Source organism: Comamonas sp. MYb396 (genome assembly GCF_037479555.1).
Lineage (GTDB): Bacteria > Pseudomonadota > Gammaproteobacteria > Burkholderiales > Burkholderiaceae_C > Comamonas.
In genome coordinates, this window is sequence record NZ_JBBGYU010000006.1 from 114,341 (window position 1) to 128,128 (window position 13,788).

Annotated in this window: 12 protein-coding genes; 11 read left to right on the plus strand and 1 reads right to left on the minus strand. The window is 64.8% G+C overall.

Going from position 1 to position 13,788, the window contains the following annotated elements; all coding sequences use genetic code 11:
- The first annotated feature begins 1 nt into the window (after position 1).
- The 10 genes from WH265_RS15095 to WH265_RS15140 all read left to right on the plus strand — a co-directional run bounded on the left by WH265_RS15095 (position 2) and on the right by WH265_RS15140 (position 11,535).
- On the plus strand, positions 2-1,021 hold the full coding sequence (locus WH265_RS15095; protein WP_339558811.1) for an ABC transporter ATP-binding protein: 1,020 nt from the start codon (positions 2-4) through the stop codon (positions 1,019-1,021).
- Between the two features lie 20 nt (positions 1,022-1,041).
- Entirely contained in the window at positions 1,042-1,944 is a 903-nt protein-coding gene (locus WH265_RS15100; protein WP_312986979.1) for an ABC transporter permease, read from the plus strand.
- A gap of 347 nt (positions 1,945-2,291) precedes the next feature.
- Positions 2,292-4,286, plus strand: coding sequence for a BCCT family transporter (locus WH265_RS15105; RefSeq protein WP_239645056.1), 1,995 nt, complete (start codon positions 2,292-2,294; stop codon positions 4,284-4,286).
- Positions 4,287-4,875: 589 nt separating this feature from the next.
- The gene (locus WH265_RS15110; protein WP_339558812.1) at positions 4,876-6,489 is read left to right on the plus strand and encodes an amidohydrolase; all 1,614 of its coding nucleotides are present in this window, start codon (positions 4,876-4,878) and stop codon (positions 6,487-6,489) included.
- Between the two features lie 37 nt (positions 6,490-6,526).
- Positions 6,527-6,721 (plus strand): DUF2905 family protein, encoded by a 195-nt coding sequence (locus WH265_RS15115; protein WP_021028510.1) that lies wholly within the window; start codon positions 6,527-6,529, stop codon positions 6,719-6,721.
- Positions 6,722-6,873: 152 nt separating this feature from the next.
- Complete coding sequence (locus WH265_RS15120; RefSeq protein WP_339558813.1) at positions 6,874-7,899, plus strand: ABC transporter ATP-binding protein; 1,026 nt, start codon at positions 6,874-6,876, stop codon at positions 7,897-7,899.
- 126 nt (positions 7,900-8,025) lie between these two features.
- Complete coding sequence (locus WH265_RS15125; RefSeq protein ID WP_445228541.1) at positions 8,026-9,276, plus strand: ABC transporter substrate-binding protein; 1,251 nt, start codon at positions 8,026-8,028, stop codon at positions 9,274-9,276.
- 85 nt (positions 9,277-9,361) lie between these two features.
- A complete protein-coding gene (locus WH265_RS15130; protein ID WP_116926658.1) occupies positions 9,362-10,261 on the plus strand; it encodes a carbohydrate ABC transporter permease in 900 nt (299 codons plus the stop codon).
- Entirely contained in the window at positions 10,258-11,091 is an 834-nt protein-coding gene (locus WH265_RS15135) for a carbohydrate ABC transporter permease (protein WP_339558815.1), read from the plus strand. The genes WH265_RS15130 and WH265_RS15135 overlap by 4 nt, the downstream gene beginning before the upstream one ends.
- A gap of 48 nt (positions 11,092-11,139) precedes the next feature.
- Entirely contained in the window at positions 11,140-11,535 is a 396-nt protein-coding gene (locus WH265_RS15140) for a VOC family protein (protein WP_339558816.1), read from the plus strand.
- Between the two features lie 22 nt (positions 11,536-11,557).
- On the opposite strand, the gene WH265_RS15145 is transcribed toward WH265_RS15140, so the two are convergent.
- Positions 11,558-12,709: an agmatine deiminase family protein gene (locus WH265_RS15145; RefSeq protein ID WP_339558817.1), complete on the minus strand. Its 1,152-nt coding sequence runs from the start codon at positions 12,707-12,709 to the stop codon at positions 11,558-11,560.
- A 126-nt stretch (positions 12,710-12,835) separates the two neighbouring features.
- On the opposite strand from WH265_RS15145, the gene WH265_RS15150 reads away from it, so the two are divergent.
- Complete coding sequence (locus tag WH265_RS15150; RefSeq protein ID WP_339558818.1) at positions 12,836-13,726, plus strand: LysR family transcriptional regulator; 891 nt, start codon at positions 12,836-12,838, stop codon at positions 13,724-13,726.
- Positions 13,727-13,788 lie beyond the last annotated feature (62 nt).

The following is a 13,788-nucleotide window of genomic DNA, read 5'->3' on the forward strand; positions in this document are numbered from 1 at the left end:
GATGCGCTGGCCCCACGTTTTTGCGCAGGAGGGTGATGTTGCGCTGTCGCGCGGCAGCTGGCTGCGCAGCGCTGCCGAGCCCTATGCCAGCCTGGCCGAGGCCGAGTTGGCCGACCGCCTGATCAGCCGTGCCCCGCCCATCCCAACATCGGCACCCAGCCAGACCTTGCACAGCCAGGCAGCGCAGGCGGGCAGCGCCTTGCTGGAGGTCGACCAGGTCAGCATCGACTATGTGACCGACGAGCGTGTGCTGCGTGCCACCCACCAGGTCAGCCTGCAGGTGCATGCGGCCGAGCGCTTTGTGCTGCTGGGGGCGTCTGGTTGCGGCAAATCGACCCTGCTCAAGGCCATGGCCGGTTTTGTGCCGGTCAGCGAAGGGGCGATCCGCCTGGCTGGCCAACCGGTCGAGGGCCCCGGGCCGGACCGGGTGATGGTGTTCCAGGAGTTTGACCAGCTGCCGCCTTGGAAGACGGTGCGCGAGAACGTGATGTTCCCGCTGCTGGCCTCGCGCCGCTGCAGCAAGGCCGAGGCGCGCGAGCGCGCCGATCTCTACCTGGACAAGGTGGGGCTGAGCCGTTTTGCCGATGTGCACCCGCACCAGCTATCAGGCGGCATGAAACAGCGCGTGGCCATTGCCCGTGCGCTGGCCATGCACCCGCAGGTGCTGCTGATGGACGAGCCCTTTGCGGCCCTCGATGCGCTGACGCGCCGGCGCATGCAGGAAGAGCTGCTGGCGCTGTGGGACGAGCTGCGCTTCACCTTGGTGTTTGTCACCCATTCGATCGAGGAGGCGCTGGTCGTGGGCAGCCGCGTCGCCATTCTCTCGCCGCATCCCGGGCGTTTGCGGGCCGAGATCAACGCCCATGCCTTTGGCCTGGCGAGCGGCGGCAGCGCCGAGTTCGAGGCCGCGCACCAGCGCATCCACCGGCTGCTGTTTGACGAAGACCGCGCTGGCGCCCCCGCCGCCGCCGCCGCCGACCCCGGCAGCAGCGCTGCCACCGGCTTGCGCCGCGTGGCCTGACACGAGAGAAGAGACCCGCTATGGCATCCACCCCCCTGACGGCCTGGCCTGGCGCTGCCAAGGCCCTGCCGCCCCTGCGGCCCGAGGCCGAATACCCCCTGCCCGATGCCCCGGCACACCTGGCGGTGCGCCGCTTGCCGCTGGCCAAACGCTTGCTCCAGCACCCGGCCTTGCGCAAGGCCCTTATTTTGGTGGTGCTGGCCCTCCTGTGGGAGCTGGCAGCGCGCTGGCAGAACAACGACCTGCTCTTGCCCACCTTCAGCCAGACGGCAGCGACCTTGCTGCGCGAGCTGGGCAATGGCGCGCTGCTGGGCAAGGCGGCGATATCGCTGGGCATCTTGCTGCAAGGCTATCTGCTGGGTGTGGCCGGGGCCTTGCTGCTGACGCTGCTGGCGGTATCGAGCCAGTGGGGGCGCGATGTGCTGACCACCTTGACCAGCATGTTCAACCCCCTGCCGGCGATTGCGCTGCTGCCACTGGCCCTGCTGTGGCTGGGCCTGGGGCAGGCCAGCTTGCTGGCGGTGCTGGTGCATTCGGTGCTGTGGCCGCTGGCGCTGGCCACCTATGCCGGTTTTCAGTCGGTGCCCGAGACCTTGCGCATGGCCGGCCGCAACTATGGCCTGCGCGGCGCGCGCTATGTGCTGCAAATCCTGGTGCCAGCTGCGCTGCCGTCCATCCTGTCGGGCCTCAAGATTGGCTGGGCCTTTGCCTGGCGCACCCTGATTGCCGCCGAGCTGGTGTTTGGGGCGTCGTCGGGCAAGGGCGGCCTGGGCTGGTATATCTTCCAAAGCCGCAACGAGCTCTATACCGACCAGGTGTTTGCCGGGCTGGCCCTGGTGATCATCATCGGCCTCTTGGTCGAGAACCTGGGCTTTCACCCTTTGGAGCGCGTCACCGTCAAGCGCTGGGGTGTGCAGCGCTGATGCGCTCACCGGGCTGCGGGCGCTGTGGTCGCATCCCAACAAGCGCAGCGGGCCAGCAGCGGCGCAGCTGTAGGACTGTAGCGATTGTTGAAGATTGCCGGCTTGTCAAAATAGCATTTTTGCAATCAGCTATTGCATACTGATAGGTTTTGCAGTGCCTGATCATGCCCATTGGGGGCCGGAGGGCTGCTGCTGCGCGCCTGTGACGGATGGGGCGTGCTCCCAACACGGGTGGACCTATGACCAATTCTTCTTCTGATACTGCGCTCTCGCCAGAGGCCGGCGCAGCGGCCCCGGAGCCCGCTGCGCAGACGCCGCAGGGGCCGCAGGCGAGCCAGCGCTCGACCATGTCGCTGCCGGTGGTGGTGCCTGCACTGCTGGTGCTGGGCGTCCTGCTGCTTGTTTGCGTGCTGGCGCCCGATGCCGCAGACCGCCTGTTCTCGGGCGCGCAGCGCTGGGTGGTGGCCAGTTTTGACTGGTTCTATGTGATGGCGCTGAGCGCCTTCTTGCTGTTTTTGGTGGTGCTGGCAGCCAGCCGCTATGGCGATATCCGCCTGGGCCCCGATGACGCCAAGCCGGAGTTCAGCTTTGTCTCCTGGTCGTCGATGCTGTTTGCCGCCGGCATGGGCATTGGCCTGATGTACTTTGGCGTGGGCGAGCCGCTGCAGCATTTCCTCAACCCGGCCACACAGGAGCCGGGCACGCCCGCTGCCGCGCGCGAGGCGATGGAGGCCACGTTCTTCCACTGGGGCTTTCATGCCTGGGCGGTCTACGGCACGATGGGCCTGGTGCTGGCCTATTTTGGCTTTCGCTACAACCTGCCGCTGACGATGCGTTCGGGCCTGTACCCGCTGCTGCGCGAGCGTATCAACGGCCCCATTGGCCACGGCGTCGATGCGTTTGCGCTGGTGGGCACCATTGCCGGTATTGCCACCACCTTGGGCTATGGCGCGCGCCAGATCGCCGCCGGCATCCACACCTTGACCGGCTGGGAAACCGAGACCTCCGGGTTCCTGGTGGCCGTCATCGTCGTGGTGGTGACCCTGGCCAGTCTGTCTGCGCTGCTGGGCGTGGACAAAGGCGTGCGGCGCCTGAGCGAATTCAACATGCTGCTGTCGGTGCTGCTGCTGAGCTTTGTCATCATCGCCGGCCCCACCGCGCATATCTTCAAGGCCTTGAGCGAGAACATCGGCAACTACCTGCAGGGCCTTATCGGCATGTCGCTGCGCACCTTCGCCTATGCGCCGTCGCGGGAGGAGGGCTGGTTTGGTGGCTGGACGATCCTGTACTGGGCCTGGTGGGTGAGCTGGTCACCCTTTGTCGGCCTGTTCATCGCGCGCATCTCGCGCGGCCGCACGGTGCGCGAGTTCGTCATCGGCGTGCTGCTGGTGCCCACCGCGTTCAACCTGCTGTGGATGACGGCCTTTGGCAACAGCGCGATCTGGACCGACAGCCATGTGGCCGCTGGTGCGCTGGCGCAGACCGCCACCAATGTGGACGCCTTGCTGTTCCGCTTCTTCGAGTACCTGCCCTGGGTCAAGCCGGTCTCCTGGCTGGCGGTGCTGCTGATTGGCGTGTTCTTCATCACCTCGGCGGATTCGGGCGCGCTGGTGGTCAACTCCATCGCTTCGCGTGGCAACAACGAGGCGCCCGTCTGGCAGCGCCTGTTCTGGTGCGTGCTGCTGGGCCTGACCTCCATCGTGCTGCTGCTCGCCGGCGGCCTGGGCGCCCTGCAGGCCGTCACCCTGGTGACCGCCTTGCCGGTGGCCTTCATCATGCTGGTGCTGTGCGTGGGGCTGTGGCGCGGCATGGTGGCCGACCTGGCCCATTACTCGCCCGATCTGGCGCCCGCCACCAACTTCTGGAGCGGCCAGCACTGGCGCAAGCGCCTCGAGCAGATCGTGCACCAGCCGCACAAGGACGATGTGCAGCGCTTCCTGAGCACCACCGTGCTGCCTGCGATGAACGAGGTGGCCGCAGAGATGCAAAAGCGGGGCTTGCAGGCGCATGTGCAAGACAGCCTGGAGGGCGATGCCGACAGCGAAGCACGCCTGGTCGTTCCGGTCGAGCAGCTGCGCGATTTTGTCTACGGCGTGCGCGCCGTGCGCCGCACCATGCCCACGTTCACGGTGCGCGAGAGCGCCGGCAGCAACGCGCGCCGCTACATGTATGAGCCGGTGACTTTCTTCGAAGATGGGCGCTCGGGCTATGACGTGCAGTACTTGCGCAGCGAGGAGTTGATCGCCGATATTCTCCGCCAGTACGAGCGCTATCTGTCACTCAGCGCAGACAAGCGAACGCAAATGCTGAACCGGGCTCCAGGGCATACGGATCCTGTGTAAGTTCTTAGTGGCCACCTTCGGGTGGCTTTTTCTTTTTGTGGTTTGTCTGGTTATGCGTTGGGGGGTGAATGCTCTGGCGGTGCTTTCTTTGGCTGGGGCGTTGGTAGTTTTCGTTTTGGGGTGGCGATATGGGCGCGTAGGCTTTGTTGCGGGGGCTTGCCATACAGGCGTATTGTCTGCGCCCCCGACGTCGCGCCTACGCGCCCATCTCGCCATTGGATGTGGCGGTTCAGGCGCTGCGCTTGCTGCTGGGGTGGTTGTTTTGAAGTCCAATGCGGTGGGTGATTGGCTGTGGCGAACCTTTGCCCTGGCGATGCTGTTTTTGGCTGGGGCGCTGGCAGTCATCGTTTGGGGGTGGCGATATGGGCGCGTAGGCTTTGTTGCGGGGGCTTGCCATACAGGCGTATTGTCTGCGCCCCCGACGTCGCGCCTACGCACCCATCTCGCCATTGGATGTGGCGGTTCAGGCGCTGCGCTTGCTGCTTGGGTTGCTGTTTTGAACGGCCAACGCGTTAGGTTCGTTGGGTGGTTACTGCAATCGCCGACAATGGCGGCTTCTTTGCCGCCTTTGCTTTTTGCAGCCTCTGTCATGCCTTCTTGTCTGTTCACCAACGCCCATGTTTTTACCGGTCGCAGCGAGAGCGATTTCGCCTCGGCTTTTGTGGTCGCAGACGGCAAGATTGCCTGGGTGGGGCATGTGGGCGATGCGTCGCAGCCGGCGGCCGACCAGCAGGTGGATTTGCAGGGGCGCACAGTGGTGCCGGGCTTTATCGATGTGCATACGCATCCCACCTTTTTGTCGCAGATCGTCGATGCAGTGCCTTGCACGGTGCCGCTGGTTGAAGACATTCCGGGGCTGATTGCGGCGTTGAAGAGCCACCCCAAGGCGGGGCTGGGGCCCAACGACTGGATTGAGGGCTGGGGCTATGACGAGTCCAAGCTGAAGGAAGGGCGCACGCCCACGCGCCATGACCTGGATCTGGTATCGACCACGCAGCCGGTCTATGTGGGCCGCTCCGACTGCCATTCGGGTATCTGCAACAGCCGTGCGCTGGCGCTGGCGGGCATTGGCAAGGACACGCCCGACCCCATCGGGGGCCACTTTGGCCGCGATGCCGATGGCACGCCCAATGGCGTGCTGACCGAGCTGGCGGCCAACAGCGTGGTGCAGCGCGCCAAGGCGGTGCTGGACTATGCGCAGGCGGTGGGGAGCCTCGCGCGCACCTCGCAGCGCTTTAGCGAGCGCGGCATTGTCGCGGTGACCGACATGATGGCCTTCACCCAGCCCTTCCACCACCTCGATGTCTACCGCGATGCTGCCCAGGCCGGCTTCAAGCAGCAGGCGGCACTGTATTTCTCCTGGGAGCCCTGCAAGGGCGATCTGTCGGCAGGGCTGCAGGCCGCGCAAAAGGAGGGCCGCATCAAGATTGCCGGCATCAAGCTGTTTGCCGATGGCTCCATCTCCGGCAAGACGGCCTGGTGCAGCTGCGCCTACAAGCACACGGGCAGCCTGTTTGGCATGTCCTTGCTCAGCAGCGCGGCGCTGGCGCAGGCCTATGCATGGTCAGTGGCCAACGGAGCGCAGATGGCGGTGCATGCGATGGGCGATGCGGCCCTGCAGCTGGTGATCGACTTCTTTGCCGATAAAAAGCCCTGGCTGCCTGCGGGCGTGCCCTCGGTACGCTTGGAGCATGCCACCTTGCTCAAGCCCGCGCAGATCGCGCAGATGAATGCGATGCCGATGCAGTGGGGCGTGGCCACGCAGATCATCTTTATGTTTGCCGAGTACGAGGCCTATACCGAGAACCTGGTTGATTCCGAGTTTGACCAGTCCTACGCGCTCAAGACCTTCTATGACGAGATCGACCATGTGGCGCTGTCGTCCGACGCCCCGGCCACCACCTGGGCCGATCCGGACAATGTCTTTGTCTCCATCCAGGCTGCCGTGCAGCGCCGCGCCTACAACGGCGCCCCGATTGTGGACAGCCAGGCGCTGACCGTGCCGCAGGCCCTGCTGCTCTACACCGCACGCGCTGCCAGCCTGTCGCCGTTCGAGGGCCAGCTCGGCCAGATCGCCCCCGGCTTTGAAGCCAGCTTTGCGGTGCTGGACCGCGATATCTTCACGGTGCCCACCGCCGACATTGGCAGCCTGCGCGTGCAAGCCACCTGGATTGCCGGCGAGCAGGTCTACTGCGCCGCATGATGGCTTCGCGACCCATTCACCTGCCGGAGGCGCTGCGATGATCCGCTGGCTGATTGTCATTTTCCTCGCGCTGCTGCTGCTCAACGGCTTTGCCGCGCTGCTGCGCAAACTGGGGCTGGGGCGGCTGCCGGGCGATTTCGAGATTCGGCTGTTTGGCAGAACCCTGTGGCTGCCGATTGCGACGACCGTGGTGCTGAGCCTGCTGGCGGCGGGGATTGCGCGCTGGCTGTAAGCGCAGGGAGCGCCGAACACTGCTGCACCGCAGCATCTGTCATGGTTGTAAGCCAATCTCGGGGGTGGATAGACCCACCGCCCCTGGAGCGCAGCGTCAGCTAAGGGAAAGCTTGTAAACAAATTGTCACCGTGCTTTCATACACTGGCGCGATGTCAAGCATTGAGTTACGGCAGGTTGCCAAATCCTGGGGCAGCACCACGGCGCTGCATGCGGTCGATCTGCAGATCGCGCCGGGCAGCTTTTGCGTGCTGCTGGGCCCCTCGGGCTGCGGCAAATCGACGACCCTGCGCATCATTGCAGGGCTGGAGACCGCCAGCGCCGGCCAGGTGCTGATTGGGGGGCGCGATGTGACGCAGCTGCCGCCAGCGCAACGCGGCATCGCGATGGTGTTCCAGAACTATGCGCTGTTTCCGCATCTGTCGGTGGCCGAGAACATGGGCTTTGGCCTGGCAGTGCGCAAGGTGCCCAAGGCCGAGGCCGACAAACGTTTGAAGGATGCGGCCGAGCTGCTGGGCCTGGCGCAGTTGCTGGAGCGCAAGCCAGGCCAGCTCTCGGGCGGCCAGCAGCAGCGCGTGGCGCTGGGCCGGGCCCTGGTGGCCCAGGCCCATGTCTGCCTGATGGACGAGCCGCTGTCGAACCTGGACGCGCAGCTGCGCCAGGAGATGCGTGCCGAGCTGCGCGAGCTGCAGCAGCGCCTGGGGCTCACGGTGGTCTATGTCACCCATGACCAGACCGAAGCGATGAGCATGGCCGACCAGGTGGTGCTGCTGCACCAGGGCCGGGTCGAGCAATGCGCGACCCCGCGCGAGATGTATGCCCGCCCGGCCAGCCGCTTTGCCGCGCGCTTTATTGGCACGCCGGCGATGAACCTGGTCCAGCTCAGCGGCGGCGCGATTGCCGGCAGCCAGGTGCAGGTGGCTGCGCCGGCCGGTGCTGCTGCGTTGGGCCTGCGGCCTGAGGCCGTGCAGTGCCTGGCTACCGAAGGCGTGGATGCGCAGGTGAGCAGCCTGGAATACCTGGGCGCCGATACGGTGCTGCGCTGCGCGATTGGCAGCGAGCAGATCACGGTGCGCGCACCCGGCCAGCAGGCAGTGGCTGTGGGGCAGGTGCTGCGCCTGGCCTGGCGCGCGGAGGACATGCATTTCTTCGATGCCCATGGCCAGCGCATGGCCTGAGGCAGGCAACCCCCTTTTCTTTGACTGAACTGTTTGTGCAGCGCCTGCAGGCAGGCGCATAACCCGAGGAGTGATTCCGTGCAACGCAATATCTTTTTGAAGACCCTGGCCGCATCGGCCGTCGCCATGCTGGGCCTGGGTGCGGGCATCGCGCATGCCGCCGATCCGCTGGAAGTGCCTTTCTACTACCCGGTGGCCGTGGGCGGTCCGATCACCAAGGTGATCGACGGCTATGCGAATGACTTCAACAAGGCGCATCCGCAGTACAAGATCACGCCGATCTACGCGGGCACCTACCAGGAAACCATCGTCAAGGCGCTCACTGCCAACAAGTCGGGCAAGGCGCCGGCCACCTCGGTGCTGCTGTCGACCGACATGTTCACGCTGATCGATGAAGACGCGATCGTGCCGATCGACGACTTTGCCAAGACCGATGCCGACAAGGCCTGGCTCAAGGGCTTCTACCCCGCCTTCATGGCCAACAGCCAGACGGGTGGCAAGACCTGGGGCGTGCCTTTCCAGCGCTCCACCGTGGTGATGTACTACAACAAGGACGCCTTCAAGGAAGCCGGCCTGGACCCGAACAAGGCCCCTGCCACCTGGAAGGAGCTGAGCGAGGCGGCCAAGAAGCTCACCAAGAAAGACGCCAGTGGCAACGTCACCCAGTACGGCATCCAGATCCCGTCGACTGGCTTTGCCTACTGGATGCTGCAGACCCTGACCACCCCCAACGATGTGCTGCTGGCCAACGAGGCGGGTACCAAGGTGAGCTTTGACAATCCCAAGGTGATCGAGGCGCTGGACTACTGGGTCAACCTGACCAAGGAAGGCGTGCACCCCAAGGGCGTGATCGAGTGGGGCACGACGCCCAAGGACTTCATGGAAAAGAAGGCCGCGATCATCGTCACCACCACCGGCAACCTGACCAATATCAAGGCCAACGCCAAGTTTGATTTCGGGGTTGGCCAGATTGCAGGCCATGTGCGCAAGGGTGGCTCGCCCACCGGTGGCGGCAATTTCTACATCTTCAAGAAGGCACCCAAGGAGCAGCAGCAGGCCGCTTTCGAATTTGCCAAGTGGGTGACCCAGCCCGAACGCGCTGCGCAGTGGAGCATGGACAGCGGCTATGTGGCCGTATCGCCCGCCGCCTATGACACGCCGATCCTGAAGCAGTACGGCCAGGATTTCCCGCAGGCCCTGGTGGCCCGCGACCAGCTGCCCGTCTCGGTGGCCGAGTTCTCCACGCATGACAACCAGCGCGTGACCAAGGTGTTGAACGATGCCGTGCAGGCCGCGCTGAACGGCACCAAGACCTCGGCGCAGGCGATGAAGGATGCGCAGAAGGAAGCGGATCGCATCCTGCGCAGCTACCAGTAACGTCCCCACCCGGCATGGCCTGCTTGCAGGCCATGCCGGGCCAGGGTTGGGGCAAGGCCCCAGCCCGGTTGAGAGAACCCAACGCATGAGCGCCTCTTCCTCGTCCATTGCCGGCAGCGGCCAGCGCAGCATCCACGCCTGGCTGCTGCTGCTACCTGCGCTGGTGCTGCTGGTCGCCTTTACCCATTGGCCGGCCGTGGCGACCTTCATCGACAGTTTTTATTCCACCCCCAAGGGGGCGCGTGCGGCGGTGTGGGTGGGGGTCGAGAACTACCAGGCGATGGCCGATGACCCGGTGTTCTGGCAGGCGGTGCGCAACAACCTCTGGTTTGCGGCGGCCACGATTCCCGCCTCCATCGGCCTGGCGCTCTTGATGGCGGTCTGGGTGAACGAGCGCATCGCAGGCCGCACTTTTGTGCGCATGGCCTATTTCACACCCACGGTGCTGCCGATGATTGCGGTGGCCAATATCTGGCTGTTCTTCTACACGCCGCAGTACGGCCTGCTGGAGCAGGTCACCGGCGCGCTGGGCCTGCCTTCGCACAACTGGCTGGGCAGCCCGTCGACCGCGCTGGGGGCCATCACCTTGGTGGCGGTGTGGAAGGAAGCGGGCTTTTTCATGATCTTCTACCTGGCGGCGCTGCAAACGCTCAACCCCAGCCTGAAGGAGGCCGCCGCCATTGAGGGCGCATCGCGCTGGTACTTTTTCCGCCGCGTGCAGTGGCCGCTGCTGATGCCCACCACGGTGTTTGTGCTGGTCAATGCGGTGATCAATGCCTTCCGCCTGGTCGACCATGTGTTTATCCTGACCCGGGGCGGCCCGGACAATGCGACCACCTTGCTGCTCTACCACCTCTATGAGGTGGGCTTCAAGTTCTGGGATACCGCATACGCAGCGGCCATCACCGTGGTGCTGGTGGTGGTGCTCTCCAGCGTGGCGCTGTTCCAGTTCTTTGTGCTGGACAAGAAGGTGCACTACCAATGAGCCGCAGCCAAGCCCCTGCCGTCATCTACCGCCACACCTGGCTGGACACCGTTGCCGCCTGGCTGCTGGCGCTGCTGTGGATTTTGCCGCTGGCCTATGCGTTCTGGACGGCCTTCCACCCCAGCGACTACGCGATCCGTTTTGACCTGAGTGCCCCCTGGACCTTGCAGAACTTCCGCAAGGCCTGGGATGCGGCACCGTTTGCGCGCTACTTTCTGAACACCAGCTTGCTGGTGGCCCTGATCCTGGCGGCGCAGCTCGTGCTGTCCACCCTGGCGGCCTTTGCCTTTGCGCGCTACCAGTTCCGGGGCAAGAACATCGCCTTTGCGCTGGTGCTGGTGCAGCTGATGATCATGCCCGACATCCTGCTGGTGGAGAACTACCAGACCATGGCCCGGCTGGGCCTGGTCGATACCTTGTTTGCGATTGGCCTGCCGTACTTTGCCTCGGCCTTTGCGATCTTTTTGCTGCGCCAGACCTTTATGGGCATCCCCAAGGAGCTGGACGAGGCCGCGCGTGTCGAAGGGGCCTGCACCTTGCAGATTCTCTGGCGCGTCTATGTGCCGCTGGCCCGGCCGGTCTACACGGCCTTTGCGCTGGTGTCGGTGAGCTTTCACTGGAACAACTTTCTCTGGCCGTTGATCATCACCAACAGCGTGGAATCGCGCCCGCTCACCGTTGGCCTGCAGGTGTTTTCCAGCGTGGAGCAGGGCGTGGACTGGTCCACCATCACCGCCGCCACCTTGATGACTTCGGGGCCGCTGCTGATTGGCTTTATCCTGTTCCAGCGCCAGTTTGTGCAGAGCTTTATGCGGGCAGGGATCAAGTAAAAACGCTAGAGTGACCGCTTTGGGTGTGCTTGTTCTAAGGAGCTTTCTATGTCCGCAAAGGGCCAGGCTGGCGTGGTGCTGTACGTCAAGGATATCGAGCGCGTGGCGCAGTTTTATACGCAGGTGCTGGGCCTGCAGGAGCAGCACCGTCTGCCTGGTTGGGTGGCGCTGGCATCTGCCGCCTTCCAGCTGGAGCTGCATGCGATCCCGGCCGAGATCGCCGAGCGCATCCACATCAGCACGCCACCCCAGCGCCGCGAGAACGTGGCGCTGAAGTTCTTTGTCAGCGTGCCATCGCTGCAGGATGCCGGCGCGCGCGCCAGCAGCCTGGGTGGCGCGATGTTCCACGAAGCCTGGACCGGCCCGGGCTACAGCGCCTGCAATGCGATGGACTGCGAGGGCAATGTCTTCCAGCTGCGCGAGGACGCTCCGGCGCTGGTGTAGCCGGGGCCAGCGCGGTCACTGCTCAGGCCGGTTGCTGCTGCGTGGTGCAGTGGATGCCGCCGCCGCCCGCCGCGATGGCGTCGATATTGAGCTGCACAATCTCGCGCCCCGGGAACTGTTCGCGCAAGAGGGCGCGGCTGTTGCGGTCAGCGCGGCTATCGCCAAACTCCGGGCTGATCACCGCGCCGTTGCAGACGTAAAAATTGATATAGCCTGCCGCAAAATCCTTGTTCTCATACTGCGGCCGGACCTCGTCAGGCCCCGGCATGCGCAGCACCTGCAAGGGGCGGCCCCGCGCGTCCGTCGCCTTGCGGAGGATGGCCAGGTGGCGCTGGGTGACCGCATATTCTGGCGAGGACCTGTCATTGTCCACACCGGCAACCACGACCCCGGGCGCGCAGAAGCGGGCATAGAAGTCGGTGTGGCCATCGGTGATGTCGTGGCCGGCAAGGCCGGGCAGCCAGATCACCTTGTCGATCCCCAGCACCCGCTGCAATTCCTGCTCGCACTGCGCCTTGCTGAGGCCGGGATTGCGGTTGGCGTTGAGCACGCAGCTCTCGGTGATGATGGCAGTGCCCTGGCCGTCCACTTCGATGCCGCCGCCTTCGAGGACCAGGCTGCTTTTCAGCAAGGGCACCCCTGCCGTACCGGCAACAAAGGCTGCCACCTTGGCATCATGGTGGTGGGATTGCTTGCGGCCCCAGCCATTGAAGTTGAAACCGACCCCGGCAAGCCCGCTGCCTGCCTTCTTCACAAATACCGGGCCGGTGTCCCGCATCCACAGGTCATCGATGTCTTGCACCAGCAGTTTGACCTTGCTGCCGCACAGGCGCGCGGCCAGGTCGTAGTCCTGGGCGTTGACCAGCATCTGCACCGGCTCCATCTGGGCAATGGTCTGGGCAATCAGCGCCAGGTTGGCCTGTGCGCCCGCCTTCAGCCGGCGGCCCCAGATCGCGTCACTGGCACCAAAGGCCATCCAGGTGGCAGCATGGCGCTCGCCTTCATCGGGCATGCGCCCTTGGCTGTCTGCAGCGGGCGCCGACTGCGCTGGCATGCCTGCCGTAGCGCCAGCGACCAGCGTGGTGCCGGCCGAGAGAAATTGTCGTCGTTGCATGGTGTTGGCTCCCATGGGGTCGTTCGCGCCATCGCGCATCACATCTTGACCTGTCTTCATCACTTTTCCAATGGCTCCTGTCCGAAGCGGTTGCGTTGCCGAATGTTCGGTTCAGGTCGCATTGTGGATGGCACTATGTATGAGATCAAATGATAAGATTTACGCTGATTCATTAATAGTTCTCATATGTCTGAGCCGCGTATCCCTTCGATGAAGCTGTTGATGGGCTTTGAGGCCGCTGCCCGGCTCGGCAGTTTCTCGCGCGCAGCGGATGAGCTGCATGTGACCCAGTCTGCTATCAGCCACCAGGTGCAGCAGCTGGAAGCGCAGCTGATGCAGCCGCTGTTTCGGCGTGCGGGGCGCGGTGTGGAGTTGACCATCGCAGGCGAGGTGCTGCTGCGCAGCGTTCAGCGCTCGCTCAGCGTGCTGCGCAGCGGCGTGGAGCGCATTGGCACTTACCTCGATCCGGGCCTCGTGTCCCTGGTCTGCCCCGCGCCGCTGTTGCGCGGCTGGCTGCAGCCCCGGCTGCCCGAGCTGCATGCGCTGCTGCCCGGGCTGAGCCTGGTGCTGTCGGCCGACGAGAGCGCCCGCTTTGTCGATGAGATCGATGTGGACATTGCCATCAGCCGCAGGCCGCTGTTGCAGCCGGGCTTGCAGGAGCAGCCCCTGCTGCAGGACGAGTGGCTGCTGGTGGCCGATGCGGGGATCGCCCAGAAGCTGGGCCGCATCCCGCAGGCGCAGCACCACCTGCATGCCGATATGGTGTGCCTGGAAGAAAGCCTTACTTCCGAGGCCACGGCGCCGCTTTTTCTGGGGCCCCTGGCGCAGTTTCGCAAGCGCGCCATGTATGACGATGCGCGGCTGGTGCTCGATGCCGTGTTGGCAGCGCAAGGCATCGCTTGCCTGCCCAGCCTGTTGCTGGAGGGCAGCCTGGCAAGCGGGCGGCTGCAGATGCTGCCAGGCTACCCGCGTGTGCCGGGCAGCACCTGGTGGCTGTCGGGCGTGGCTGGGCCTGCCCGCTCGGACATGGTTGCGCAGGTCTTCCAATGGCTGGGCGCGCAAGGCCAGCCACGGTGACCGGGGGCAGGGCGCTGCTTGCTGCGCCGGCGTTGCGCGGCATTCACCCTGCAATGCGCAGG